General features: G+C 40.6%; 23 protein-coding genes. 19 read left to right on the forward strand and 4 right to left on the reverse strand.

Annotation, left to right across the window (positions count from 1 at the left end; translation table 11 throughout):
• Positions 1-2: 2 nt before the first annotated feature.
• Positions 3-914, reverse strand: a complete 912-nt coding sequence (ygfZ, locus tag DK924_RS02175; protein WP_109874238.1) for a tRNA-modifying protein YgfZ — start codon at positions 912-914, stop codon at positions 3-5.
• Positions 915-1064: 150 nt separating this feature from the next.
• On the opposite strand from ygfZ, the gene DK924_RS02180 reads away from it, so the two are divergent.
• On the forward strand, positions 1065-1316 hold the full coding sequence (locus tag DK924_RS02180; protein ID WP_010387788.1) for a succinate dehydrogenase assembly factor 2: 252 nt from the start codon (positions 1065-1067) through the stop codon (positions 1314-1316).
• Positions 1317-1371: 55 nt separating this feature from the next.
• A complete protein-coding gene (locus DK924_RS02185) occupies positions 1372-1728 on the forward strand; it encodes a hypothetical protein (RefSeq protein WP_109874880.1) in 357 nt (118 codons plus the stop codon).
• Here DK924_RS02185 and nadB read toward each other — a convergent pair.
• On the reverse strand, positions 1703-3313 hold the full coding sequence (nadB, locus tag DK924_RS02190; RefSeq protein ID WP_055013219.1) for an L-aspartate oxidase: 1611 nt from the start codon (positions 3311-3313) through the stop codon (positions 1703-1705). The two genes, DK924_RS02185 and nadB, sit on opposite strands and share 26 nt — an antisense overlap.
• Positions 3314-3557: 244 nt before the next feature.
• Here nadB and rpoE point away from each other — a divergent pair, with 244 nt between their 5' ends.
• From rpoE to pdxJ, 10 genes are all read left to right on the forward strand, one after another.
• Positions 3558-4139: an RNA polymerase sigma factor RpoE gene (gene rpoE, locus DK924_RS02195; RefSeq protein ID WP_010387792.1), complete on the forward strand. Its 582-nt coding sequence runs from the start codon at positions 3558-3560 to the stop codon at positions 4137-4139.
• Between the two features lies 1 nt (position 4140).
• On the forward strand, positions 4141-4755 hold the full coding sequence (locus DK924_RS02200) for a sigma-E factor negative regulatory protein (RefSeq protein ID WP_109874239.1): 615 nt from the start codon (positions 4141-4143) through the stop codon (positions 4753-4755).
• A 4-nt stretch (positions 4756-4759) separates the two neighbouring features.
• Positions 4760-5713, forward strand: a complete 954-nt coding sequence (locus DK924_RS02205; protein ID WP_010387795.1) for a MucB/RseB C-terminal domain-containing protein — start codon at positions 4760-4762, stop codon at positions 5711-5713.
• Entirely contained in the window at positions 5714-6163 is a 450-nt protein-coding gene (locus DK924_RS02210; protein ID WP_109874240.1) for a SoxR reducing system RseC family protein, read from the forward strand.
• Positions 6164-6285: 122 nt separating this feature from the next.
• A complete protein-coding gene (gene lepA / locus DK924_RS02215; protein WP_010387797.1) occupies positions 6286-8073 on the forward strand; it encodes a translation elongation factor 4 in 1788 nt (595 codons plus the stop codon).
• A gap of 18 nt (positions 8074-8091) precedes the next feature.
• Entirely contained in the window at positions 8092-9027 is a 936-nt protein-coding gene (lepB, locus tag DK924_RS02220; RefSeq protein ID WP_010387798.1) for a signal peptidase I, read from the forward strand.
• 2 nt (positions 9028-9029) lie between these two features.
• The gene (gene rnc / locus DK924_RS02225) at positions 9030-9707 is read left to right on the forward strand and encodes a ribonuclease III (RefSeq protein ID WP_008466504.1); all 678 of its coding nucleotides are present in this window, start codon (positions 9030-9032) and stop codon (positions 9705-9707) included.
• Positions 9697-10629, forward strand: a complete 933-nt coding sequence (gene era, locus DK924_RS02230; RefSeq protein ID WP_010387801.1) for a GTPase Era — start codon at positions 9697-9699, stop codon at positions 10627-10629. The genes rnc and era overlap by 11 nt, the downstream gene beginning before the upstream one ends.
• A gap of 20 nt (positions 10630-10649) precedes the next feature.
• Positions 10650-11342 (forward strand): DNA repair protein RecO, encoded by a 693-nt coding sequence (gene recO / locus DK924_RS02235; protein ID WP_109874241.1) that lies wholly within the window; start codon positions 10650-10652, stop codon positions 11340-11342.
• Between the two features lie 21 nt (positions 11343-11363).
• Positions 11364-12095, forward strand: coding sequence for a pyridoxine 5'-phosphate synthase (pdxJ, locus tag DK924_RS02240; RefSeq protein ID WP_010387803.1), 732 nt, complete (start codon positions 11364-11366; stop codon positions 12093-12095).
• A gap of 28 nt (positions 12096-12123) precedes the next feature.
• Here pdxJ and barA read toward each other — a convergent pair whose 3' ends face one another.
• The gene (gene barA / locus DK924_RS02245) at positions 12124-14910 is read right to left on the reverse strand and encodes a two-component sensor histidine kinase BarA (protein WP_171039095.1); all 2787 of its coding nucleotides are present in this window, start codon (positions 14908-14910) and stop codon (positions 12124-12126) included.
• Positions 14911-15012: 102 nt separating this feature from the next.
• On the opposite strand from barA, the gene rlmD reads away from it, so the two are divergent.
• From rlmD to eno, 5 genes are all read left to right on the forward strand, one after another.
• Positions 15013-16338, forward strand: a complete 1326-nt coding sequence (gene rlmD, locus DK924_RS02250; RefSeq protein WP_109874242.1) for a 23S rRNA (uracil(1939)-C(5))-methyltransferase RlmD — start codon at positions 15013-15015, stop codon at positions 16336-16338.
• A gap of 8 nt (positions 16339-16346) precedes the next feature.
• Complete coding sequence (gene relA / locus DK924_RS02255; RefSeq protein WP_010387807.1) at positions 16347-18503, forward strand: GTP diphosphokinase; 2157 nt, start codon at positions 16347-16349, stop codon at positions 18501-18503.
• A complete protein-coding gene (gene mazG, locus DK924_RS02260) occupies positions 18484-19308 on the forward strand; it encodes a nucleoside triphosphate pyrophosphohydrolase (RefSeq protein WP_109874243.1) in 825 nt (274 codons plus the stop codon). Before relA ends, mazG begins: the two co-directional genes overlap by 20 nt.
• 157 nt (positions 19309-19465) lie before the next feature.
• Positions 19466-21100, forward strand: coding sequence for a CTP synthase (locus DK924_RS02265; protein WP_008111779.1), 1635 nt, complete (start codon positions 19466-19468; stop codon positions 21098-21100).
• Positions 21101-21200: 100 nt separating this feature from the next.
• Positions 21201-22499: a phosphopyruvate hydratase gene (gene eno / locus DK924_RS02270; protein WP_008111781.1), complete on the forward strand. Its 1299-nt coding sequence runs from the start codon at positions 21201-21203 to the stop codon at positions 22497-22499.
• Between the two features lie 178 nt (positions 22500-22677).
• Here eno and mutH read toward each other — a convergent pair whose 3' ends face one another.
• Entirely contained in the window at positions 22678-23349 is a 672-nt protein-coding gene (gene mutH / locus DK924_RS02275; RefSeq protein WP_109874244.1) for a DNA mismatch repair endonuclease MutH, read from the reverse strand.
• Positions 23350-23877: 528 nt separating this feature from the next.
• Here mutH and rppH point away from each other — a divergent pair.
• A complete protein-coding gene (gene rppH / locus DK924_RS02280; protein ID WP_008111786.1) occupies positions 23878-24396 on the forward strand; it encodes an RNA pyrophosphohydrolase in 519 nt (172 codons plus the stop codon).
• A 23-nt stretch (positions 24397-24419) separates the two neighbouring features.
• Entirely contained in the window at positions 24420-26684 is a 2265-nt protein-coding gene (gene ptsP / locus DK924_RS02285; RefSeq protein WP_109874245.1) for a phosphoenolpyruvate--protein phosphotransferase, read from the forward strand.
• Positions 26685-26747 lie beyond the last annotated feature (63 nt).

The following is a 26747-nucleotide window of genomic DNA, read 5'->3' on the forward strand; positions in this document are numbered from 1 at the left end:
TATTATTCATCTTCAAGAGAGTAAGGTAGAGGCAGAATGTTTAGCTCTACCGAAGGGGTGTGTTTTGCACGAAGAGTCTGATCGATATCAGTATCGTTTGGCAACACGACCAAACCAGTTAAAGTCTGTGTTTGTTCATTATAGCTTTGCGCAATAAGTTTACCTGCGCGGCGCCAGTTTTCACCTAATTGAGTTTCAATGTCGGGTGCTTCGAGTAACCCTTCACTTTGCCCAGAAACGATATACATAGCACGTTTGTTTTTGCCTAGGTACTTCATACGTGCAACGGTTTCTTGGCCTGTGTAGCAACCCTTTTTAAAGCTAATGCCGTTAATGGCTTGCAGATTAACCATTTGCGGTACGTATTCATCAATCGCATCGACACTTAATTGCGGTTCACCAGCGAGTATAGACGCTTGTTGCCATAGGGCATCGTTGTCGAGGGTCGATACGTCGTCAGGTAGGCAAAATTGGCTATCAACCATTAATAAAACGCGGTTTGATGCAAGTTTAAGGGCTTTACCATGAGCGAAGTCACAAGCCGTTGCGTCATCGCTGAAGTGAATATCGAGTTGTACGAGTATGTCTGTTACGTTATCGCCAAGTAGACCAATTAATCGCTCCGATGCTTTATTAATTTCAACTTTTGCAAATACAGCGTATTTTTTTAATTCAGCTAGTGAACGTTCGACTTCTGCACTTGAACCAGCTAAAAAGTAACTTTGTTGATAAGAAAATAGCTTAAATACACCCCATAACTTACCTTTTGCACTACAGTGACCTGCCCACAAAAAGTTATTGTTGTTAAGTTTATTTAGATCTTGAGTGATTTGTCCGTGGAGGTACGATAATTTATCTGCGCCTGAGAGGCTAATAACCTGATGTGATAAAGGACATGCATAAACCTGAGACATAAACACCTTCTTTGCAATAACAAATGAGGTCACATAATAACGTAGTTAAAGCGTATGGTACAGCGACTAACAGACGATGTTTTTATAACTTAGTGCTGTTAAATTAACGCGTATTTGGTAAACTCGAGTTAATTAAATATGAGGTTTAAAATGGTTGAAATACATAGTAAAGCACGTATCCGTTGGGCTTGTCGCCGTGGCATGTTAGAGCTAGATGTTTTGTTTATGCCGTTTGTTGAAGAAGCTTATGATTCGTTAGATGCTAAACAGCAAGCGATTTTTCAGCGTCTATTAACGCAAGAAGACCCAGATTTATTCGCTTGGTTTATGGGCCATGAAGAATGTAAAGACGCAGAGCTAAACAGCATGGTTCAGCTAATTTTAGACCGAGTTCGTGTATAGATTTACCGTTACAGATAATAAAACAGACCACAAACCGATTGTGGTCTTTTTTTGTGTGCTGACTTTAGTGTTGTGCTTATTTATGAACTCGGAGGTGGCAACTCTTTTTTGTATTGCACTTAATATACTTGCTGGCATTATTGTTTGGCGAAAAATCGTGGCTGCTCAACCACAGCAAGGCATTATACTCTTAGAGCCGAATCAATTTCGTTTTGAAGGATCAGGTAGGCAAATTCAAGGGGTAATTAGTAAGCAAAGCCGGTTACTTGGTCAGAGTGTGTGGCTGTATATTAATGGCTTTAGTAAAAACTATTGGCTGATTATCTCAGCCAATAGTGTTGATGAGCAAAGCTATGCGCGCTTAAAACGGGCAACACTTGAAGCAATTAATTACGTAGCGGAGTCAAAATAGTGGGCGTTGGGTTCTCATTTTGCTCTGGATAATCAATAGTAAAGTGTAGTCCACGACTTTCTTTACGTTCCATAGCGCTTCTAATTATAAGCTCGGCAACTTGCACCAAATTACGTAACTCAAGTAAGTTATTACTCACTCTAAAGTTTGCGTAATAATCGTGTATTTCCTGTTGTAGCAGTTCAACACGATGCAGCGCACGTTCAAGGCGTTTTGTTGAGCGTACAATCCCCACATAATCCCACATAAATAATCGTAGCTCATGCCAGTTATGGGTGATCACGATTTCTTCATCTGAATTAGATACACGGCTTTCATCCCAACTAGGTAAATCTACCAGCGCGGGTGCGGTCTCTATTTTACTTAAAATGTCTTTTGCTGCTGCATGGGCAAATACAATGCACTCTAATAATGAGTTACTTGCCATGCGGTTAGCTCCATGTAAGCCGGTATAAGCCACTTCACCCACAGCGTATAAATTTGCTAAATCTGTCTTGCCATTAAAGTCGGTCATTACGCCACCACAGGTATAATGCGCAGCAGGAACAACCGGAATTGCCTCTTTGGTTATATCAAGCCCTACGCTCAAGCATTTAGCGTAAATAGTAGGGAAGTGTTCAATAATAAAATCTTTGTCTTTATGGCTAATATCTAAATATAAGCAATTTGCGCCAAGGCGTTTCATTTCAAAGTCGATAGCGCGCGCTACAATATCGCGAGGAGCGAGTTCTTCTCGTTCATCAAACTCTTTCATAAAGCGAGTGCCATCTGGGCGTTTTAAATAGGCCCCTTCACCACGCATTGCTTCAGTAATTAAAAAGTTTTGTAATTCTGGGTGGTAAAGACTGGTTGGATGAAATTGATTAAATTCCATGTTAGCAACGCGACACCCTGCACGCCAAGCCATTGCTATGCCATCACCGCTAGAAACATCAGGGTTAGAGGTGTAAAGGTACACTTTACTTGCGCCACCGGTTGCTAAGGCAACAAATTTTGCGCCAATGGTTTCTACTTTTTTGGCTTTTTTATTCCACACATGCATACCGTGAACATGTGACCCCGTTTTACCGATATTTTTATCAGTAATTAAATCAATCGCATTATAATGCTCTAACAAGGTGATATTACTGTGCGCTTGAACTTGGCTAATCAGCGTTGTTTGCACTGCTTTGCCAGTAGCATCGGCAGCATGCAAAATGCGTCGATGGCTATGACCCCCTTCACGGGTTAAATGAAAGCGCTCTTTACCTTTACTATCAAATTCCATATCAAAAGGCACGCCTTGGTCAATCAACCATTGTAGGCAGTCATGCGCATTACTGGCAGTGTAATGAACAGCTTCTCTGTCGCACAAACCGCCACCTGCATCTAAGGTATCTTCAACGTGAGACTCTATACTGTCATTTTTTTTATCAAAAACAGCGGCAATTCCGCCTTGGGCATAAAGAGTAGAACCTTCGGTTAATTCACCTTTACTGATCACGGTAACGTTACAGTAATTAGCCAAAGATAAAGCAAGTGATAAGCCTGCTGCGCCGCTACCAATAATAGCGACATCGGTAATGTGATGTTTATTTTGGTTCATCTGTGAGGTACTTTGCGGTTACAATGCTCAGATAGAGCAATATTTATTTTTAATACTTATAGTTGTACCATATTTGTTGAACTACTACTAAGTGGTTTTAGCGTATAAACGCGTAATTTGTAGCTATTTTATAAAAAAACAATATGAGTCAGAACTTTTTATTCATCTAAGGGTCAGAGTAGGTGTGAACAATGGCGACACTATGAATAATAAGCAAGAATCAATCAGAGGAGTACCGGCTCGAATGAGCGAGCAGGAATTAGATTTAGCGTTAGTGAAAAGGGTCCAGCAGGGAGATAAAAACGCCTTTAACCTATTAGTTAAGAAGTATCAGAACAAAATAGCCGGTTTGATCTCACGTTATGTATCAAATCAAGGTGACATTGCTGATGTAGCACAAGAAGCGTTTATTAAAGCGTATCGTGCCCTTCCAAACTTTCGTGGTGATAGTGCTTTTTATACTTGGCTTTACCGTATCGCCGTTAATTGTGCTAAAAATTATTTAGTGGCTCAAGGGCGTAAACCGCCAGCAAATGATATAGATGCTGACGATGCCGAGTTTTATGAAGGTGCAGATTCAATGCGTTCTAACGCGTCACCTGAAAATTTACTATTAAGCGAAGAAGTCCGCGCTGTTATTTTTAATACGATTGATAGTTTGCCTGAAGATCTTAAAACCGCGATTACTCTTAGAGAAATTGAGGGTATGAGCTATGAAGAAATAGCCGTGGTTATGGATTGCCCAGTCGGGACGGTACGTTCGCGTATTTTTCGTGCCCGTGAAGCAATTGATAATAAATTAAACCCATTAATAGGCGAGTCTTAGTATGACAAAAGCACACGTTAACCGCTTAGATAACGAATCGTTATCAGCATTACTTGACGGTGAACAAACATTAAATGATGCAACTATTGCATCGGATGATGTTGCTACGTTTGGCCGTTACGCGTTAATCGGTGATGCAATGCGAGCTAAAGAAAATAACAATAATATGGATTTTGATATTAGTGATCGCATTTCGTTAGCACTTGAGAGTGAGCCCGTTTATGCAGACTTTAGCCAGTCTGACAGTGTGGCAACCCCTTCAAATACCGAAACAGAAAATAAAGTAGTGGCGTTTAATTGGCGCAAACCAGTTGCTCAATTAGCGATTGCAGCGAGCGTAGCAATGTTTACTATTGTTGGCGTGAACACCTTACCGCAAGGTGAAGATGCTGTGCAAAACGAAATTCCTTTATTGCAAACCACGCCGCTAACCGGCATGGCGTCGCCAGTAAGCTACTCATCGGCACCAGCACTTGATAACGCAGAGCAAGGTTTACGAGAGCTTCAGCAGCAACGCATTGGCGCATTAGTACTTGAACATCAACGTCAAGCGCGAGTGGCTCATTCGTTAAAAACAGCTAAAACAGATGAAACATCCCCAGAGGAAAAAAACTAATTAGATGAAAGTAATTACTTTTATTATGTCATTGGTGCTGAGTTTTAATACTTTTGCCAATGACACAAACCCTGCTAAAGATTTACTGCTTGAAATGGCCAGTGCAGTTCACACTCGTAATTTCGACGCCTCTTTTGTTGTTGTTAAGGGTAAAAGTATGGAGCCCTACCGTTGGGTGCATGCTAAACAAGGTGATATAGAGCTTGAACATTTAAGTTTGCTTAATGGTGCAGGCCTTGAAATGATCCGCATTGACGATCAAGTTACCTACTTTGAGCCACAATCAGAACCTTACTCGTTAACAACCGATTCAATTGCAGGGCCTATCCCAGAAGTCTTATTTAAAGATATTAACCGCTTAAGTGCGCATTATGATTTTGTGCTTGGTGGTAAAGGTCGTATTGCGGGGCGTCCTGCTCAGCTGGTTCGAATTGAATCTAAAAACGATGACAAATATAACTATTGGATTTGGATTGATACTGAGTCGTCTTTATTGTTGAAAGCCGCCTATGTGAATCACCAAGGCGAAGCGCTTGAGCAATTACAACTTACCCACATTAGCGTAACTGAGCAACCGGCAAGCTTATTATTAGAAGTACTTAATCGTAATTTTCCAACACCATTACCCGCTAATTCAATTGATGAACAAAGCAAAGCGAATGCTATGAATTGGACTATTGGATGGCTACCTGAAGGGTTTGAATTACTTAAGTCCGATAGACATAAGCTCGACTTAAACAATGAATTAACAGATTACTATTTATTCTCTGATGGATTTGTTGAGGTATCAGTATTTGTGCAACGGCCACTACCAGGTAAGCGCTTAAGCGGAGCTCTCACCTCAGGAGCAACCACTATTTATGTGCACAACGGCGGAAATTTTGATGTGTCTGTGGTGGGAAACATTCCAACCATGAGCGCTAAAGCGATTGCTGAGTCTGTTTCACGGGCATTATAGATGATAGAACAAACGTTAACCGTCGTGGCCCTTAGTGGCCACGTTGCGCATTTAGAAGCTCAACAAAAGCAGGCCTGCGAAGGCTGTAATAGTCGTTGTGGCTCTCAAGTGTTTAGTAAGTTATTTGGTACAGCAAAGAAAACCTTACCCTATAAATTCGAAACGCAACTAGAAGTTGGACAAAAAGTGACTATGTCACTGGATGACAGCCACGTTGTAAAACATGCCTTTGCCGTTTACATGCTGCCCTTATTTTTGAGTTTAATCTTTGCCTTAATAACCAGTGAATTAATACTATTGGCTGAAGGTTGGCAAATTTTAGCAGCGATATTGGGTGGCATCACCGGCTTCTTAATTGCTAAAACATGGGTAAAATCACTTAGGCATGAGATTAAAGTGATAAAAATTCATCCAATTAGTCTTCCTTTAACTCAAATAGATGGTGATTGACGCCAATTAAATGTAAAATTGCGTTTTTATGCCACAGTAACTTGAAAATGCACAGCAAGTATTTTCAAGTTATTTAGGCATGCGACCTTAGTCCTTTAAAATAGAAGTTTAGAATCCAGTTTATGAAGCATATCCGTAATTTTTCGATCATCGCCCACATTGACCATGGTAAATCGACCCTTTCTGACCGTTTGATCCAAGTTTGTGGTGGTTTAACCGACCGTGAAATGCAGAAGCAGGTTCTGGATTCAATGGATATTGAACGTGAGCGTGGCATTACCATCAAGGCGCAAAGTGTAACGTTAAACTACAAAGCAAACGATGGTGAAACCTACCAGCTCAACTTTATCGACACTCCAGGTCACGTTGACTTTACTTATGAAGTATCACGTTCATTAGCCGCGTGTGAAGGTGCATTATTGGTTGTTGATGCTGGCCAAGGTGTTGAAGCACAAACATTGGCTAACTGTTATACCGCCATCGAAATGGACTTAGAAGTTATACCGGTTCTAAATAAAATTGATTTACCACAAGCTGACCCATTACGTGTAGCCGAAGAAATTGAAGACATCATTGGTATTGATGCCCTTGATGCCGTGCAATGTAGTGCTAAAACAGGTGTGGGTATTGCCGAAGTACTTGAAATGATCGTTAAAGATGTACCGCCACCAGTTGGTGATAAAGACGAGCCATTACAAGCGCTAATTATCGATTCTTGGTTTGACCCGTACCAAGGCGTTGTATCGCTAGTGCGTATTAAGCATGGTGAACTTCGCGCGGGCGACAAAATTAAAATTATGTCGAATGAGCATATTCATACTGCAGATCATGTGGGTATTTTCACACCTAAACAAACTAATACCGGTATTTTACGTACAGGTGAAGTAGGGTTTGTTATTGCCGGTATTAAAGAAATACACGGTGCACCGGTGGGCGATACTATTACTCATCAAAAGAATGCGGCACCTGAGCGCTTACCTGGTTTTCAAAAAATTAAACCACAAGTCTACGCGGGCATGTTCCCAATTGCGTCAGATGATTACGAGTCGTTCCGCGATGCACTTAACAAACTAAGCTTAAACGATGCGTCGTTATTCTTTGAACCAGAAAATTCAACCGCATTAGGGTTTGGTTTCCGTTGTGGCTTCTTAGGTATGCTGCACATGGAAATTATTCAAGAGCGTTTAGAGCGTGAATACAACATTGACTTAATAACCACAGCACCAACGGTTATTTATGAGGTAGTGACTAAAGAGGGCACTACACAAATTGATAATCCATCTGACTTACCAGCCGTAAACGATATTTTAGAAATACGTGAGCCAGTAGTAGAGGCTAACATTTTAGTACCGCAAGAGTACTTAGGTAGCGTAATCACTTTATGTGTTGATAAGCGCGGTATGCAAACTAAAATGAGCTACCATGGTAAGCAAGTTGCAGTAACGTATGAACTGCCAATGGCCGAAGTGGTAATGGACTTCTTTGATAAGCTAAAATCAACCAGTCGTGGTTTTGCGTCGCTTGATTATAACTTTAAGCACTTCCAAACCTCAGACATGGTACGTGTAGATATACTCATTAATGGCGAGCGTGTTGATGCCCTTGCTATTATTGTACACCGTGAAAGCGCGCAGTCTCGTGGTCGTCAGCTTGCTGATGCGTTAAAAGAGCTTATACCACGTCAAATGTTTGATATTGCGATTCAAGCAGCAATTGGTCAGCATGTAATCGCGCGTACAACCGTGAAGCAACTTCGTAAAAACGTAATCGCTAAGTGTTACGGCGGTGATGTAAGTCGTAAGAAAAAATTACTTCAAAAACAAAAAGATGGTAAAAAGCGAATGAAGCAACTTGGTAACGTTGAAGTGCCTCAAGAAGCGTTCTTAGCCATTTTAAAAGTTGGTAAATAAAAAATAAAGGGATAATAAATGGCTGGCTACTTTTCAGTTTTATTGGTGTTATTAACCTTAGGCTCAGGCTTAATATGGTTAATAGATCACTTAATGTTTGCCCCTAAAAGGCAAGAGCGTTTGGCAATTGCACAAACTTCTGCCGGTGGCCAACTTGATGAAGAAACTGCAGCATTGATTGCGCCTGAGCCAGTCATTACTGAAACAGCAAAGTCGATTTTTCCGATGATTGCTGCTATCACTATTTTTAGATCGTTTATTTTTGAGCCGTTTCAGATCCCATCGGGTTCAATGATGCCAACCTTATTAGTAGGCGATTTTATTTTAGTGCAAAAGTATTCTTATGGAATTAAAGACCCTGTATGGCGCAGCCAGTTAGTGGATGTGAGCGAACCAGAGCGTGGCGATATTGTTGTTTTTAAATACCCATTAGATGAGAGAGTTGATTATATTAAACGCGCTATAGGCTTACCTGGCGATAAAATTGTTTATCGCGACAAGCGTTTATATATTCAACCAAAATGTGAAGAAGGCGAAGTTCAAAAAGGCGCGCTTCTTTGCAACGAATTCAATAAAATTGATTTTAAATTAATTAATGATGATGAATTTATGCAAGGCCCAATGGCTTTAGCGCGTTTAAATGAAGATTTAACGACCTCTAGCCATGATATTTTAATCAACCCAAAATCGCCTGAACGTAAAGGGCGTTACTACCAGCAATTGGGCACTCCTGCAGATGAATGGGTGGTGCCTGCTGATCATTACTTTATGATGGGTGACAATCGCGATAACAGCCAAGATAGTCGCTTTTGGGGCTTTGTACCAAAAGAAAACTTGGTGGGTAAAGCTGTCTTTATATGGATGAGTTTTGAATTTGATAATGGCCCAGATGACATTTTACCAGGATGGGTTCCAACTGGTGTTCGTTTTGAACGCCTAGGTAATATTCAGTAACAATGAAAAAAAATGTAACAGAGTTATACAAAAGAATTGGCTACACATTTGCTGATCAAGGCCTACTTGAGCAAGCAATGACGCACCGCAGCCACAAAGGTCAACACAACGAGCGACTCGAATTTTTGGGCGACTCGATTTTGAGTTTTGTAATTGCCAATGCCTTGTACGCTAAATTTCCTAAAGCACGTGAAGGCGATTTAAGCCGCATGCGTTCGACTTTAGTTCGCGGCCAGACGTTAGCTGAATTTGGTCTTGAGTTTGAGCTAGGTGATTACCTGCGTTTAGGCCCTGGCGAGCTAAAAAGTGGCGGGTTTAGACGCGAGTCGACCCTAGCAGATGCAGTGGAAGCTATAATTGGCGCTGTATTTTTAGATTCAGACATTGATCGTTGCGGCGAGCTTATTTTAGCGTGGTATGAATCACGTTTAGATGCTATTTCACCAGGGCTTAACCAAAAAGATCCTAAGACCCTGCTGCAAGAGTATTTGCAAGCTCGTAAGCTATCATTACCTGGCTATACTGTAGTAGACACTAAAGGTCAGGCACACAATCAAACATTCACGGTTGAATGTATCGTTGATGGAATGGATAGCATTATTTCTGTTGGCAGCTCAAGGCGTAAAGCCGAACAAAAAGCGGCCGAAAAAGCATTGAAGATACTTAAAAATGAATCTTGATACCTTAATACAGCCTCATGAAGGCGAAATAGACACATTTTGTGGCATGGTTGCGATTGTTGGCCGTCCTAATGTGGGTAAATCAACCTTGCTTAATGAAATTATTGAGCAAAAAGTCAGTATTACCTCACGTAAGCCACAAACCACGCGCCATCGTATTATGGGTATTCATACTGAGGGTAAACACCAAGCGGTTTATGTAGATACCCCAGGTCTGCATGTTGAAGAAAAGCGCGCTATTAACCGTTTAATGAACCGCGCAGCGTCGAGCTCAATTGGCGATGTTGAACTGATTATTTTTGTTGTTGAAGGCACCCATTGGAATGCCGATGACGAGATGGTACTAAACAAAGTGAGCCAAAGCGGCAAGCCGGTATTGTTAGTTATTAACAAAATTGACCAAGTGAAAGATCGCGATCTTGTACTGCCACACATGAAATTTTTAGGCGATAAGTTTGATTTTATAGGCATTATGCCTGTATCTGCGACTCAAGGTAAAAACATTGATCTGATCAAAGAAGAAGTGACTAAACGTTTACCGCCGTGCGAATTTTATTTTCCGGATGACTACGTTACTGACCGCTCAATGCGCTTTATGGCTGCTGAAGTGATCCGTGAAAAGCTTATGCGCTTTATGGGTGAGGAACTACCTTACTCAGTGACTGTGGAAATAGAGCAGTTTAAATGGCAAGAAAACGGTGTTTGGCACATCAATGGCCTTATTTTAGTTGAGCGTGAAACGCAAAAACGTATGGTTATCGGTAACAAAGGCGAAAAGCTAAAAGTGATCGGCCGTGAAGCGCGTAAAGACCTAGAAGAAATGCTTGAAAATAAAGTATTTTTAGAACTATGGGTTAAAGTAAAATCGGGCTGGGCTGACGATGAACGCGCCTTAAGAAGCTTAGGCTACGGTGAAGATTAATAAGTATCGAATAGCCTAATATGGACAGCGACTTTTACAAAGCTTATTTATTACATCGACGTCCCTATAGTGACTCGCAAGTAATGTTAGATATGCTGGTAGAAGGCGTTGGCCAGCTTAGAATGCTCGCACGAGTTAGTGGCCGCCAGGCCACTAAACACAAAGCCCAATTGCAACCATTTCAATCCTTACTCGTCCATTACAATGGCAAATACGATTTAAAATATATTAATAAATTTGAGCTCTACGGCAACCCGTTATTTCTAACTGGTGATAAGCTTTATTGTGGCTTTTATTTAAATGAGCTAACTAATCGCATTGTGCCGATTAATGAGCCAATTGATCAAGTTTTTCAACTTTATAAAACACACCTAGAAAACCTTAATAGCGGTAGTGACATGCAAGCGGTACTGCGCTCTTATGAATTTCAATTGTTAGAGCTGCTAGGATATGGAGTCGATTTTAGTTTTGACGCTGACGGTGACCCAATTGACGAGGCACAAACGTATAGCTATTTTGCAGAAGTAGGGTTTTCGGTGCAATATGACACGCGTTCTGGATTTACCGGTTCACAACTTAATGCCATAGCAAATCATGACTTTAGCCAAGCGGATGTGTTATATATGGCAAAGCAATTAAGTCGTTATTTACTAAAGCCATTATTGGGCAATAAGCCATTAAAAAGTCGTGAGTTATTTATTAGCTCTCAATAAACAAATTTCACAGGTACAAACATGAAAGATATTCTTTTAGGCGTGAATGTAGATCATATTGCAACGCTTCGCCAAGCTCGAGGTACTTCTTACCCTGATCCAGCTCATGCAGCTAGTGTTGCAGAGCATGCCGGTGCTGATGGTATTACGATTCATTTACGCGAAGACCGCAGACACATTCAAGACCGCGATGTGTATGTGATGGCTAAAACCATTCAAACACGCATGAATCTAGAAACCGCAGTAACCGATGAAATGATTGCGATTGCACTTGAGGTTAAACCTGAATATGTATGCTTAGTACCTGAAAAACGTGAAGAGCTTACTACCGAAGGCGGCTTAGATGTAGCGGGTAATATTGATAAAATAGCGGCAGCGACTAAAACTTTAACGCAAGCCGGTATTAAAGTGTCACTGTTTATAGATGCCGATAAAGCGCAGTTAGACGCTGCAAAAGCCTGTGGTGCGCCTTATGTTGAGATTCATACTGGGGCGTATGCTGATGCCACAAACGATGAAGACACCGCGAAAGAGCTTGAACACATCCGCCAAGGCGTTAAGTATGCAGCGAGTATTGGCTTAATTGTTAATGCTGGCCATGGTTTGCATTATCACAACGTGAAGCCAATTGCAGCGATGCCAGAGATTTACGAGCTTAATATTGGTCACGCTATTATTGCCCGTGCAGCGATTGATGGTTTAGATAAAGCAGTGCGTGACATGAAACGCTTAATGCTTGAAGCTCGCGCTTAGAATCATAAATAACAATAGACAAGACGAGCTATAGCTCGTCTTTTTTATTGTTGTTATCAATGTTGGCATCAACAAGTAAGTTTTCCAGCTCGTCTTGAAGTTCAAACAGTTCGGGCTCAATATTATCAAGTACGCATTCATTTTTAAGTGATGTTTCGATCGTTTCAGCCAATGTTTTTAATTTTGGTACACCAGTATAGCAACACGCTCCATGAAATTTGTGGATCACGCTGAGTACTTGAGGGCAATCATTGCTGACTATTGCTTGATTTAATAAGTTTAGGGTTTCAGGCACGCTTAATAACAACATGTTAAGCATTTCATTGGCTAATTCAGGCTTACCGCCTGCACGTTGCAGCGCCAACGTCCAATCAAGCCGAGTGCTATCAAAAGGCGCGGTGCTATGTTCAAATGTGCTTTTTGACTTATCACGGCTTACAGGTAACTGCGGACTATGATCGCAAATAATTTGATTGAGCATATCTTCGTCAATTGGCTTGGTTAAATAGCCTTCAAAGCCATCTTTTAATAATTGCTCTTTTTCACTATTAAGTGCATGCGCAGTTACGGCAATAATAGGTGTGTCTTCATTCAAAGATGACTCTTTAATGAGTTTACAGGCTGTAATGCCATCCATTATCGGCATTTGAATATCCATAAAAATCACATCATATTTATGACTTTTACTTAAGCTGTAAGCTTGTGAACCATTATGGGCAGTATCAATCAATTCCACCTGTTCGTTGAGTAGGGTGTAAATTAATTTTAAATTAGCGTCGTTATCATCTACCACTAATACTTTTAATGGCAGTAGAGTTTGTTCATGCTGGTCTATGTTATGTGCCGGGTGATCAAGTCGGTATGGTGCGGCTAATAACTCACATAATTTACGATGGTTGAGCGGCTTACTTAAACAGGCATCTGCACCACTGCCTATAAAGGCTTCACGCATATTGTGCGATACAGTATTGAGCATTAAATATAAATAATCGGTTGATTCTCTAACCGCTTTTACATAGCTTTTTAAGCGCTGCATATCGTCAACCGATGCCATGTGACCAATAAGGCATATATCAAAATTAATCTCTGATTTCTCGATACATTCTAAAAATTCACTTTCACTATGACATCGAGTGACGCTAATTTTCCACTCTTGTAATAATGAAACAACGGCATGATGGGTATGCTTATGTGGCTCTAGATAAAGAACACGTTTACCAATTAATGACTGGGTAGGCAAATCGTTGATAAATACATGATTTGGTAATCTAAATACGCCATTAAAAGTAAAGCATGTGCCACTACCTGGAGCTGAATTTAAGGTAATACGGCCATTCATTGCTTCAACAATATGTTTAGTAATAATAAGCCCTAAGCCAGTGCCACCAAATTTACGGGTGATACTGGAGTCGGCTTGGCCAAAGGCGGTAAATAACGCGTCTTGTTTATCGGCAGGAATACCCACCCCGGTGTCAGCCACCGACACTAAAATGGAAGTACGCTCCTCATCCAACAAACGATGGCTAATATCGACTTTAATGGCGCCTTTTTCAGTAAATTTTATAGCGTTACTTAATAGGTTAATAAGTACTTGTTTAAATCGAGTGGGATCGCCGGTTAAGTGATCGGGCACCTGAGGGTTTATATAAATAGAGAGCTCAAGTTGTTTGTCGTGAGCGCTAGGTGCCAGTAATGTCATCACTTCGTTTACGCTATCGCGTAATTGAAATTGAATCGATTCAAGCTCCATAGCACCCGCTTCTAATTTGGAGAAATCTAATATATCGCTAATAATGGTCAGTAAGCTGTTTGCTGAAAGCTCAATGGTATCAAGGTAATCTTTTTGGTTTTTATTTAGCGGTGTTTTATAAAGCTGGCGAGTAAAGCCAATAACCCCATTAAGTGGTGTGCGCAATTCATGACTCATTTTTGCTAAAAAGTCAGACTTAACGCGGTTAGCATCTTGGGCTTCTTTTTTAGCCATAGTGAGCTGTATATTTTGTGTTTCGTATTGTTCAAGCGTTTCGCGGTAATCACTAGTTGCTTGATCAATATTTTTTTGCATTTCGTCTTTTTGCATCACCATAGAGTGGGATATGGTATTGAGTCCTTCACGCAATAGTTCAAACTCACCATTCATGGGCTCAGTTAACCCTGTTTGTCTTTTTCCTTCAATTAACCTGTCGGTAGCAAGTACTAACTTATTTAGCGGTGTCATAAACATACGGCTAAGTTTTAGTGCTAAAATAGCTGCTAATACTAAGGCAAGAATAATAATAATACCGCTGACTAATAATGCGCGTTGCTGACCAATAACAGCTTTGTCGCGATTAAGTTGGATCACTACGGTACCTAATGTGGTCTGAAACTCAGAGGTATTCCAATCGCTATTAGGTGTTGTGTGATTAATAATAGGGGTAAAAAAAGTTACTAACTCTTCAGTTTGCTGAACATGTGTGGCTTTAAAACTGTCTATTTGTGTTTGCTCAATTAAGGTATCGAACGAGCGATGATAGTTACTAGTTATAATAAGTTGGTTGTTATCATTAAAAATAGCAATTGATTTAATCGCCGGTGAGTGTTTGTTATGTGTATAACGAATCACGCGATTAAGTAGTTTTTTATTTTTTTCCAGTAAAGGTTGTTCAAGAGCAATCGCTAAAGGCTCAGAAATTGTTGTGCCTTGTTGATATAAAATTTCATCAAGCTCAATGTAACGATTTATTGTAAAATAACCACCTAGTAATAGCCCAATGATCACTGTGGGGATCAGGGTGAGTGTTAAAACAGAATCGCGCAAGCCTAGTTTGGTCATAATCTGAGCATTATTATCATTTTTATTAAATGTGAGTATATACATACTCATAGCTATTCTCAAAGTAGAGACGTAATTCATCAACCTTTAAGGTAATGCCTCATGGCACAAATATTTAAAGCAAAGAAAAAACCACTACAACAGCAATCGCTAGAACTCGATATTACAGCAATGGATCACCATGGCCGTGGTATTGCTAAGTACAATAATAAAGTGTGTTTTGTTAGTGGAGCATTACCTGGTGAGCGAGTAAAAGCCAAGTTGGTTGATGATAAAGCACGTTACAGCCAAGCTGATACGCTTAAAATAATTAAAGCTAGTGAATATCGCACAGCGCCTATTTGTGAACATTACAGTCAGTGTGGTGGTTGCCAGCTACAGCATTTAGATACCACACAACAGGTAATTGAAAAGCAAGCTGCGGTGAATCAATTATTTGCCAAGTTTGCAAAATTAACCGATTTAAACTGGCAAGCCCCGCTGCAAAGCCAAGCAACTCATTATCGACGCAGTGCTCGAATAGCTGTTATGTTCGACAAGGCTGCCAAAAAAATGCGGGTAGGCTACAGAGCACGTGGCTCTAAAAGCATTGTTAGCATTAATCAGTGCCCAGTATTAAGTGACGTATTTGCCGATGTATTTAATGTATTTGATAAAGTCATTAATCAAAACAAGACGCTACACAGTATTAGTCATTTACAATTATGTGCCGCTGATGAACAATCTTTTATTGTTATCCGCCATACCAAAGCGATTTCACCTCATGATAAGGCGTTTGTTGAGCAAAGTGTGGCAGCTCATAATTGGCAGTTAGTGTGGCAAAGTGACAGTGATACTATTGAACATTCACATTTAGCTATGCCATTTTATAAACTTGAACAGTTAAATATAACGTTTGAGTTTGGGCTCAGTAACTTTATTCAGGTTAACGCGAGTGTAAATCAAGCGATGCTGATCCAAGCTGCAAACTGGTTAGCACTTCAAGGCGATGAAAATGTTCTGGATTTATTTTGTGGTATTGGTAACTTCTCTTTAGTGTTAGCGAAACAAGCTAAAACAGTAACAGGAATTGAGGGCGTAACTTCGGCGGTTGCATTAGCAACACAAAATGCGCACACTAACTCTATTACTAATACCCAGTTTCATTGTTTTGATTTAACCACGAGCATTAAAAAAGCGCCGTGGTTTAATAAAGAATTAGATGTTTTAGTACTCGACCCCTCACGCACTGGTGCGATGGCAGTTTTAGAACAGCTTCCATTAACGCAGTTTAAAGCGATTTTATACGTTTCTTGCGACCCTGTTACTTTAGCCCGTGACAGCGCTATTATTTCGCAAGCCGGCTTTGAGCTGAACAAGATAGGGCTAATGAATATGTTTCCTCACACGGGGCATATCGAAACTATGGCGTTATTTCAACGGAGGTAAAGCGCATTATGGTAGCGACACGTCAATCTCATCAACATGATAAAGCGGGTGACTTTTTTTCACGCGTAGAATCTCTTGATTTGTCTCAAGAAAAAATCAGCTTACTCAACAAAGCGCAGCAGCTTTGCCAAACGTGCGATAACAGCGAGCGACAAAATACCGCTATAGAAATGGTGGAGATTTTAGTTGAGTTAAATTTAGATGCTGACTCTTTAGCCACAGCCTATTTAACCCCTTATTATTTAAATGATGTAGTGAGCATTGATGCGGTAGAAGAGCATTTAGGCAATCATGTTGCAGTGCTGCTTACAGGTGTGTCACAAATGGCTACCATAAGTACCTTAGCTCATCAAGGCAATGGCACTGTGCAAGTCGATAATATTCGCCGGATGCTGCTTGCTATGGTGGAAGATGTGCGCGCTGTGGTGATTAAATTAGCCGAACAGGTTTGCCATTTACGCAATGTCAAAGATGCCGCAGAAGAAGAGCGAGTAGTTGCCGCCAAAGAGACCGCTGATATATTTGCACCGCTTGCCAATCGTCTTGGTATTGGTCAATTAAAATGGGAGCTTGAGGATTTAGCTTTTCGTTATTTGCATCCCGATATTTATAAAAACATTGCCAAGCAGCTCGATGATAAGCGCCTTGCCCGTGAAGCGTATATGGTTGATATGGTTGAACAGGTCAAACAACGCCTCCATGAAGCGGGTATTAAAGCTGAGGTGTACGGCAGGCCAAAACATATCTACAGCATTTATAAAAAAATGGCGAAAAAGAACTACGAGTTTGATCAGCTATTTGATATACGCGCCATGCGAATTGTGGTTGAACGATTACAAGATTGCTACGGCGCCCTAGGTATAGTGCACACTAATTGGCGTCATTTAAATAAAGAGTTTGACGATTACGTTGCGACCCCAAAACAAAATGGCTATCAATCTATTCATACGGTTGTGTTTGGTCCTGAGGGTAAAACCGTTGAAATTCAAATACGAACACACGACATGCATCAAGATGCAGAGCTGGGTGTCGCCGCGCATTGGATGTACAAAGAAGGCGCATTGCCAGGGCGTGGTTCAGGCTATGAGCAAAAAATTAGCTGGTTGCGTAAATTACTGCAATGGCAAGAAGAAGTGGTTGATGGCAGCGATTTAGCACAAGAGCTTAAAAACCAAGTGGTTGAAGATCGTGTGTATGTGTTTACCCCTCGAGGCGATATTTTTGACTTACCACTGGGGGCAACGCCTCTTGATTTTGCTTACTACATTCACTCCAATGTAGGGCATCGATGTATTGGCGCAAAAATATTTGGCAAAATAGTGCCATTTACTCATCAGTTAAGCACTGGTGACCAAGTTGAAATACTAACCCAAAAGCAGCCAAACCCAAGCCGTGATTGGTTAAACCCGTCGCTGGGATATATTAAATCGTCTCGCGCTAGAGCCAAAATCCACCATTGGTTTAAACAGCTCGACCGCGATAAAAATTTAAGTGCGGGTAAAGAAATCCTTGATAACGAATTACAAAAATTAGAGCTAACTTATAAAGATTTAGATCCTGCTATAAAGCGTTTTAATTTTAGAGAACTTGATGACTTAATGGTCGCCATTGGCGCAGGCGATATTCGTCTTAACCAAATGCTTAACTTTATTACCGACAGAACAGAGCATGAGCCGGTAATTCGTTTCAAATCGCCTAGTAAAGTGACTGGTGACAAAAACGGTATTGTGGTGGATGGGGTCGGTAGTTTAATGAGCCATGTTGCTCGTTGTTGTCGCCCAGTACCTGGGGATGAAATTATTGGGTATATTACTCAAGGGCGCGGTATTGCGGTGCACCGAGAGGATTGTGATTCGTTTAGTAATTTAAAAAACAAGCACCCCGAGCGTGTTATTTCAGTGAGTTGGTCAGACGATATTAGTAGCTCTTACGCCTTAACTATTCGTATTGAAGCCAGTGATCGTTCTGGCTTAATTCGTGACATCAGTTCTGCACTTGCCAATGAAAAAGTTAATGTGCTCAATATGAACGTAAACACGGTTGATAGCACTCAAACTGCTATTTTTGTGATGCAAATTGAAGTGCATGACTTACAAGGCACAAACAAAGTGCTGTCTAAGCTACATCAGATCGAAGGGGTACACAGTGCAAAACGAGGGCAGTAATCAGGCTAACAATGAGGCTTTAAGCCAACTGCTGGAAATAATGCAAACACTGAGAAACCCTGAGGGCGGATGCCCTTGGGATCTCAAGCAAACGTTTGCGTCAATCGTACCTCACACTCTTGAAGAAGCCTATGAAGTGGCTGATTGTATTGAGCGCGACGATTTAAATGAACTTAAAGGTGAACTAGGTGATCTGTTATTTCAAATCGTGTTTTATGCGCAACTAGCGCAAGAGCAGCAATTATTTGATTTTAATGATGTGGTGGCTCAGTTAAATGAGAAGCTGATACGTCGTCATCCGCATGTATTTTCATCGCAAGACACACCCACAACTGATGCCGAATTAGCCGCGCAGTGGCAAGCAATAAAAGCACAAGAGCGCGCAGCTAAACCCCAAGATGAAAGCTCAACACTTTGGCAAGATATACCAAATAGTTTACCTAGCTTAACAAAAGCTAAAAAAATTCAACAACGTGTAGCTGCTTTAGGTTTTGATTGGCCGACTTATCATGGAGCTATAGATAAAGTGAGTGAAGAGGTTGAGGAAGTGAAAGAAGCCTTAGCTCATAACCCTCACTCAGACCATACAGCAGAAGAGCTAGGTGATTTGTTGTTTGCTACCGTGAATGTAGCGCGCCATGTTAAACGTGACCCAGAGCAATTGCTTCGCAGTGCCAACGATAAGTTTTCTGCACGATTTGAAAAGGTACAAAACTACTTAATTGGCCAGGGTAAATGTATTGAGTCAGCGTCTTTAGAGGAAATGGATGCGGCATGGGATGCAATAAAAAAATTAAATAAATAGGGACATAAAAAATGTCTGTTTTTTGTGCACAGATTTGCTATTTATAGCTGGATTGCTTAGCTATGTTTTGGTACAATTTCGCCCCGTCTTGTTTATATTCCAAAATCACTTGTTTGGGTATTATATTCCTTTTAATTCCTGATATTCTAGGGTTCGCATGAGTACAAAATTTATCTTCGTTACTGGCGGAGTTGTTTCTTCGTTGGGTAAAGGTATTGCAGCAGCATCATTGGCCGCTATTTTAGAAGCCCGTGGCTTAGATGTTACCATTCTAAAGCTGGATCCTTACATCAACGTTGACCCAGGCACAATGAGCCCAATTCAACACGGTGAAGTATACGTTACCGAAGACGGCGCAGAAACGGACCTTGATTTAGGTCACTACGAACGTTTTATTCGCACCAAAATGACCAGCCGTAATAACTTTACGCAGGGGCGCGTATATGAAGATGTACTACGTCGTGAAAGACGTGGTGAATATCTTGGCGCAACTATTCAGGTTATTCCTCATATTACCAATGACATTAAGCAACGTGTTTATGATGGCGCAGAAGGCCATGATATAGCAATCGTTGAAATTGGTGGTACGGTAGGTGATATTGAATCACAACCATTTATCGAAGCAATTCGTCAAATGGGTACAGAAATTGGTCGTGAACGCGCACTTTTTATTCACTTAACCTTAGTGCCATTCTTAGGCCCTGCCGGTGAAGTGAAAACAAAACCAACTCAGCACTCAGTTAAAGAGTTACGCTCGGTAGGCATTCAACCAGATATTCTTATTTGTCGCTCAGACCGTAAGCTGCCAAATAACGAGCGTGCAAAAATTGCATTGTTCACAAACGTTGAAGAAAAAGCAGTTATTTCACTGCCTGATGTAGACAGTATTTATAAAATCCCTGCGTTATTAAAATCGCAAGAGTTAGATAACTTTGTATGTCGTCGTTTTCATTTAGACGCGCCTGAAGCTGATTTAGCTGAGTGGGAACAAGTATTGTATCAAGAGTCTAACCCAACGGGTGAAGTGACAATTGGTATGGTAGGTAAATACATTGAATTACCAGATGCATACAAATCAGTAAACGAAGCATTAAAGCATGCGGGACTGAAGAATCGTTTAACTATTAATATTCAATACGTTGATTCACAAGACTTAGAAACCAAAGGAACGGATGTTCTTTCTCGCTTAGATGCTATTTTAGTGCCAGGTGGTTTTGGTGGTCGTGGTGTTGAAGGTAAGATTTTAGCGGCAAAATATGCTCGTGAAAACAAAGTGCCTTACTTAGGTATTTGTTTAGGTATGCAGGTTGCGCTTATTGAATACGCACGAAATGTTGCCGGTTTAGTTGATGCAAATTCAACTGAATTTAACGCAAACTCAGACTCGCCAGTGGTTGGTTTAATCACTGAGTGGTTAGATGCTGAAGGTAATGTTGAATTACGTGACGAAAAATCTGATTTAGGTGGCACTATGCGTTTAGGCGCACAAAAATGTCATTTAACACCAGGCTCTAAAGTACATGATGTGTATGGTAGCGACGAAATTGTTGAACGCCATCGTCACCGTTATGAAGTTAACAACAACTTTGTAGCACAACTTGAGCAAGCTGGTTTAAGCTTTACAGGTTTATCTGAAGATAAAAAACTAGTAGAGATTATTGAGAATAAAGATCACCCTTGGTTTATTGCAGCGCAATTCCACCCGGAATTCACTTCAACACCACGTGATGGTCACCCGCTATTTGAAGGGTTTGTAGCTGCGGCTCATACCTATCAAAAAGCGTCTTCGTAATATAAAAAGGCTGTGCATGATGCGCGGCCTTTTTTGTTTCTAAGGCTAGCCAAACTCAGGTTAGCCGCACTCACCATTTTGGGAATATAGAGGAATCAAGATGTCAGAAATCGTAAAAGTAATCGGTCGTGAAATTATGGACTCGCGTGGTAACCCAACTGTTGAAGCTGAGGTATATTTAGCTGATGGTTCATGGGGCCGTGCTGCTGCACCTTCAGGTGCATCTACAGGAACTCGCGAAGCATTAGAATTACGTGATGGTGATAAAGCGCGTTACTTAGGTAAAGGCGTATTAAAAGCGGTTGGCTTTATTAATAATGAAATTGCAGAAGCGCTAAAAGGTCAAAACGCACTTGCTCAAAGTGATGTAGACCAAGTAATGCTTGATTTAGATGGTACTGAAAACAAAGAAAAACTAGGTGCTAATGCTATTTTAGCGGTTTCACTTGCTAACGCAAAAGCGGCTGCACAATCTAAAAAAGTAGAGCTTTACGAGCACATTGCTGACTTAAATGGCACGCCAGGTGTTTACTCTATGCCACTACCAATGATGAACATCATCAACGGCGGTGAGCACGCTGATAACTCAGTAGATATTCAAGAATTTATGGTTCAGCCAGTAGGTGCTACTAACTTCCGTGAAGCATTGCGTATGGGTGCTGAAGTATTTCATAGCCTAGCTAAGGTACTTAAAGCAGATGGACATTCAACAGCTGTAGGTGACGAAGGTGGTTTTGCACCAAACCTTGCATCAAACGAAGCTGCACTTGCAGCTATTAAAGTGGCTGTTGCAAATGCCGGTTATGAGCTTGGTAAAGATATTACCCTTGCACTTGATTGTGCGGCCTCTGAGTTTTATAACAAAGAAGCAAATATCTATGACCTTAAAGGTGAAGGTAAGCAATTTACATCTGAAGAGTTTAACCACTTCTTAAAAGATTTAACTGAGCAATACCCAATTGTATCAATTGAAGATGGTTTAGATGAGTCTGATTGGGATGGCTTTGCACACCAAACCAAACTAATGGGCGATAAAGTTCAATTAGTGGGTGATGATTTATTCGTAACCAATACTAAGATTTTAAAACGCGGTATTGATAACGGTATTGCCAATTCAATCTTAATTAAATTTAACCAAATTGGTTCATTAACAGAGACGTTAGCTGCAATCAAAATGGCAAAAGATGCAGGTTTTACAGTGGTTATTTCTCACCGCTCTGGTGAAACTGAAGATGCAACTATTGCTGATTTAGCAGTAGGTACTGCTGCAGGTCAAATTAAAACGGGTTCATTAAGCCGTTCAGATCGTGTTGCTAAGTACAACCAATTGCTACGTATTGAAGAGCAATTAGGCGCTAAAGCACCGTACAATGGTTTAAAAGAAGTTAAAGGTCAGTAATTCTCTAATCAGAATCTGATATTTAAGATTATAAAAATCCTCGCTTATGCGGGGATTTTTTGTAAAAAATAGCAAAAAAGGGACAAAGAAACGGGCTACGAGCATCGAGCTACGGGCGTTAAGCAAGCAGTGCGAATATCTAGGTTAAACAAGCCTAACGTTAGTTACTTTTCATCAATTAAAGCTGAAATTGCTTTTTTAAAATATCACCCGTAAAACTGGTTTTTAAGTAAAAGCCACGTGGCAGAGTTTTTATAATTTGTCCGTTTGGGCCTATTGCATCGGTAACAATATGGCTATTGGCTGCTTTTGGTCGTATTTGTATTACATCCCCTAAATGACCTGAGATTTCATCAATTCTACCAAGAGCTATAAGCTCCATTTGTTCTTCCCAGTCTCGCTGCAATTGTGCATCTTGCGCGGGGGAAGGTTGCCACAAAAAGCCACTGCCTATGGTTCTATCAAAAGGAGCGATATCGCGCTCACTTAAAATAGGTAACCATAAAACATGATTCAACTTTTTACGTACGCTACTTGTGTGCCACGTCATGCCAGTTACATTCATTAGCGGGGTGACCGACACAAAGGTGGTTTCTAGCGGTTTACCTTTATATGAAATAGGTAATGTTTTAAGCTCTATGCCTAAATCTTCAAAGTCGGGGAGCGGTTTTGAACCAGCGGTTGCGCCTAATACATACTCAATCAGTTGACCTGTCCAGCCTTTTTCACGCAATAAATCATCTGGCGTTTTAAAGTGGTACTGCTGTGCTAGTTGTCCAAGTGTGAGCCCTGCAATATTATTGACACGTTGCATTAGTTGATTAATTGAATGAGGTTTTAAAGGTTGCATACTGTTAATTTAGTTGAATAAATACCAACGCCATGATAGCAAATTAGCTTGATAGTGGATATCTTTAGCGGTTGGTTGATTTTTATACGTGCCGTGGTTGGTGCAATTTTATGCACTGCTTTAAAACGCTAAAATTAACTAAGTAACTGAACTACATTGTTTTTTTTGTTTTTGGTGTTCAGTTTTAATTAAGGTCTATAATTGTTGTAAGGATAAATACAGATGTATAAACATGTTTATCCACAGATTCTGTGGAGAACATCACTTTTTTGATCTTGTATTGTGGATTTGTTTGCTAAATGAGCGTGTTTTACAAAAGTTATGCACAAGCTGTGAGTAACCAGCACAAACAGTGTGGTTTTTATGTATTTACGTATGGCAGTGTTGTTTGTTATTCACATGCAATGGATTTCGCCATTAATTTGCCTTAAGCGAAGGTGTTAACGAGGCTTGCACGTAATAGTATTTGCCGTATTGCAGCTAATGTGGAACAATCATAAAAAATCGACTTACAAATGAGGCACTAAGGTGATTGATGCCGAAGGTTTTCGTGCCAATGTCGGAATTGTAATTTGCAATAATCAGGGGCAAGTGTTTTGGGCCAGACGCTATGGTCAACATTCTTGGCAATTTCCCCAAGGTGGTGTTGATGATGGTGAAACACCAGAACAAACTATGTACCGTGAATTACACGAAGAAGTAGGTTTGCGACCAGAAGATGTAGAAATAGTTGCAAGCTCAAAACATTGGTTACGCTATAAATTACCCAAACGATTAATCCGCCGAGATTCAAGTCCGGTGTGTATTGGGCAAAAACAAAAATGGTTTTTACTAAAACTGCGCTGTAAAGATGAAGATGTTAACTTACTGAAAACCCATCATCCGGAATTTGATGATTGGCGATGGGTAAGTTATTGGTATCCGGTTAGACAGGTTGTGTCGTTTAAACGGGACGTTTATCGACGTGTTATGAAAGAGTTTGCTCCCTTTGCTATGCCCTTTAATAAGCGAGAGCAACAAAAAGATCACTGGCGAAATAAAAGGTAGTTTTACATAAAAAGGAGCAGTGTATGCTGGCAACACTCAGAGCGATAGCTGAGTCTGTTTCGCAACAAGCGAATTTAGACGACGCGTTAGTGTGCTTTGTGAAAATGGTAAAAGATGCCATGAATACCCAGTGCTGCTCCATTTATTTTGCAGATTACAGCCAAGATAATTTTGTACTGATGGCTACCGAAGGGTTAAACCCTGATGCGGTGGGCAAATTTAGAATTGGCTTTACCGAGGGTTTAGTTGGGCTTGTTGCTCAGCGTGAAGAAGCAATTAACATTGCCTTTGCCAAGTCGCATCCTCGTTTTAAACTCTCCCCAGAAGTTAACGAAGAAGGTTATAACGCCTTTTTGTCTGTGCCTGTTGTTCATCAAAAAAAAGTGTTAGGTGTTATTGTTGTTCAACAGAAAATGGCGCGGGTATTTTCTCAAGATGAGGAGTCGTTTTTAATTACGCTTTCTGCGCAGTTAGCTTCGCAATTAGCCCATGCTGAAATAAAAGAAGTATTACGCCAAGACGAGTCGTCTCATCAAACATCGGTATTAAAAGGGGTTTCTAGCGCACCTGGTATAAGTATTGGTAAAGCTTTTGTTGTTATTCCTAAACTTAATTTTAAGTCCATAGAACTTACTAAGAATAATGATGTCATTGAACAGCGCCGTTTATTCACCCAAGCGGTTGCTGCTACGCGCAAAGAATTTAGCACCTTATCGATGACGTTAAGTGACAGCATACCGCAAGAGGCGTTGGCTGTATTTGATGTATATCAGCAATTACTAGATGCTAAAAGTTTAGGTCATAATGTAGAGACACAATTACAAGAAGGGTGGTGTGCAAAAAGTGCATTAAAAATTGTGATTGAACGTTTAGTTGCACAGTTTAACGAAATGCAAGACCCTTACATTAAAGAGCGTGCGGTTGATGTTAAAGACATTGGCTTACGAGTGCTGCATCACTTAGTGAATACCGAACACGCAATAAAAGACTACCCTGAAAACACCATTTTAATAGCGCACACACTAACGCCAGCTATGTTAGCAGAGGTGCCCAATGAGCGTTTAGCGGGGGTTGTGAGTATTAATGGTTCAGCCAATAGCCATGCCTCTATTTTAACCCGTGCTATGGGCGTGCCTGCGATTTGGGGTATTGAAGATTTACCGCTATTGCAGTTTGATAGTAAAGAAATGATTTTAGATGCTTTTGCTGGGCGTTTATATATTTCGCCTTCGCAAATGCTTATTGATGAGTATACCGAATTACAACACCAAGATAACTTACTCAATAATCGGTTTTTAGAAGAACAAGCACTGCCTGCAATCACTTTAGACGGTGAGCATATTAGTTTATTACTTAATGCAGGGCTTGAGCTTAATACCCAACAAAATAGTGCCCATATTTGTGATGGTGTTGGCCTTTACAGAACCGAAGCATGGTTTATGCAAAAGGGGCAGTTTCCATCGCAACAAGAACAAGAAAAGTGGTACCGAGAAGTACTAAGTAGCTATTACCCTAACCCCGTTGTTATGCGAACGTTAGATATAGGTGGCGACAAAGTTTTAGATTATTTTAACATTACCGAAGAAAACCCGTTTTTAGGATGGCGAGGTATTAGAATTAGCTTAGATCATCCTGAGCTTTTTTTAGATCAACTCAAAGCGATGCTAAAAGCGAATATTGGCTTAGGTAATTTAAAAATAATGCTGCCGATGATCAGTGGCACCGATGAGGTTGAAGAGTCACTGGCATTGTTTAACCAAGCTTATTATGAGTTAAGTGAAGCATTTCCTGAGCAACTAATAGAAAGGCCTGATATTGGTATTATGCTTGAGGTACCTTCAAGTGTATTTATGCTGCCAGAGTGGTCTAGAAAAGTCGATTTTTGTTCAGTGGGTAGTAACGACTTAACTCAGTATTTATTAGCCGTAGACAGAGCAAATGCACGCGTAGCCGATTTATTTAACCCCTACCATCCAGCCGTGTTGCGTGTATTAAATAATATTGCCAGCGAGTGTGAGCACTATGAATTGCCCTTTAGTTTATGTGGGGAGCTTGGTGGCGACCCCGAGGGCGCAATATTACTGATTGCTATGGGGTATAGGCGTTTAAGCATGAACTTATCGTCACTAAACAAAGTGAAGTGGGTGCTAAGGCGCTTAAATGTAAGCGACATGGAACAATTACTGAGCGAATGTTTGGCACAGCCCAACGCTAAACAAGTACTGCGGTTAACTCGTAGTTTTATGATAGAGCATCAGCTAGGTAATTTATTTTATACACCAAAATGATAGAACTGTAATTGTTTATATAATCAATTAAAATATACTTATAATTAAATGTATTAGAGATAA

The organism is Pseudoalteromonas sp. meg-B1 (genome assembly GCF_003173795.1).
In the GTDB taxonomy this organism is placed as follows: Bacteria; Pseudomonadota; Gammaproteobacteria; order Enterobacterales; family Alteromonadaceae; genus Pseudoalteromonas; species Pseudoalteromonas undina.

Excerpts from the sequence above, each read along its gene's own strand:
- rpoE (WP_010387792.1), top strand. The coding sequence starts at position 3,558 with ATGAGCGAGCAGGAATTAGATTTAGCGTTAGTGAAAAGGGTCCAGCAG.
- recO (WP_109874241.1), top strand. The coding sequence starts at position 10,650 with ATGGACAGCGACTTTTACAAAGCTTATTTATTACATCGACGTCCCTAT.
- era (WP_010387801.1), top strand. The coding sequence starts at position 9,697 with ATGAATCTTGATACCTTAATACAGCCTCATGAAGGCGAAATAGACACA.
- rlmD (WP_109874242.1), top strand. The coding sequence starts at position 15,013 with ATGGCACAAATATTTAAAGCAAAGAAAAAACCACTACAACAGCAATCG.
- DK924_RS02265 (WP_008111779.1), top strand. The coding sequence starts at position 19,466 with ATGAGTACAAAATTTATCTTCGTTACTGGCGGAGTTGTTTCTTCGTTG.
- relA (WP_010387807.1), top strand. The coding sequence starts at position 16,347 with ATGGTAGCGACACGTCAATCTCATCAACATGATAAAGCGGGTGACTTT.
- DK924_RS02200 (WP_109874239.1), top strand. The coding sequence starts at position 4,141 with ATGACAAAAGCACACGTTAACCGCTTAGATAACGAATCGTTATCAGCA.
- DK924_RS02210 (WP_109874240.1), top strand. The coding sequence starts at position 5,714 with ATGATAGAACAAACGTTAACCGTCGTGGCCCTTAGTGGCCACGTTGCG.
- eno (WP_008111781.1), top strand. The coding sequence starts at position 21,201 with ATGTCAGAAATCGTAAAAGTAATCGGTCGTGAAATTATGGACTCGCGT.
- rnc (WP_008466504.1), top strand. The coding sequence starts at position 9,030 with ATGAAAAAAAATGTAACAGAGTTATACAAAAGAATTGGCTACACATTT.
- DK924_RS02180 (WP_010387788.1), top strand. The coding sequence starts at position 1,065 with ATGGTTGAAATACATAGTAAAGCACGTATCCGTTGGGCTTGTCGCCGT.
- barA (WP_171039095.1), bottom strand. The coding sequence starts at position 14,910 with ATGACCAAACTAGGCTTGCGCGATTCTGTTTTAACACTCACCCTGATC.
- DK924_RS02205 (WP_010387795.1), top strand. The coding sequence starts at position 4,760 with ATGAAAGTAATTACTTTTATTATGTCATTGGTGCTGAGTTTTAATACT.
- mutH (WP_109874244.1), bottom strand. The coding sequence starts at position 23,349 with ATGCAACCTTTAAAACCTCATTCAATTAATCAACTAATGCAACGTGTC.
- ptsP (WP_109874245.1), top strand. The coding sequence starts at position 24,420 with ATGCTGGCAACACTCAGAGCGATAGCTGAGTCTGTTTCGCAACAAGCG.
- lepA (WP_010387797.1), top strand. The coding sequence starts at position 6,286 with ATGAAGCATATCCGTAATTTTTCGATCATCGCCCACATTGACCATGGT.
- lepB (WP_010387798.1), top strand. The coding sequence starts at position 8,092 with ATGGCTGGCTACTTTTCAGTTTTATTGGTGTTATTAACCTTAGGCTCA.
- ygfZ (WP_109874238.1), bottom strand. The coding sequence starts at position 914 with ATGTCTCAGGTTTATGCATGTCCTTTATCACATCAGGTTATTAGCCTC.
- pdxJ (WP_010387803.1), top strand. The coding sequence starts at position 11,364 with ATGAAAGATATTCTTTTAGGCGTGAATGTAGATCATATTGCAACGCTT.
- nadB (WP_055013219.1), bottom strand. The coding sequence starts at position 3,313 with ATGAACCAAAATAAACATCACATTACCGATGTCGCTATTATTGGTAGC.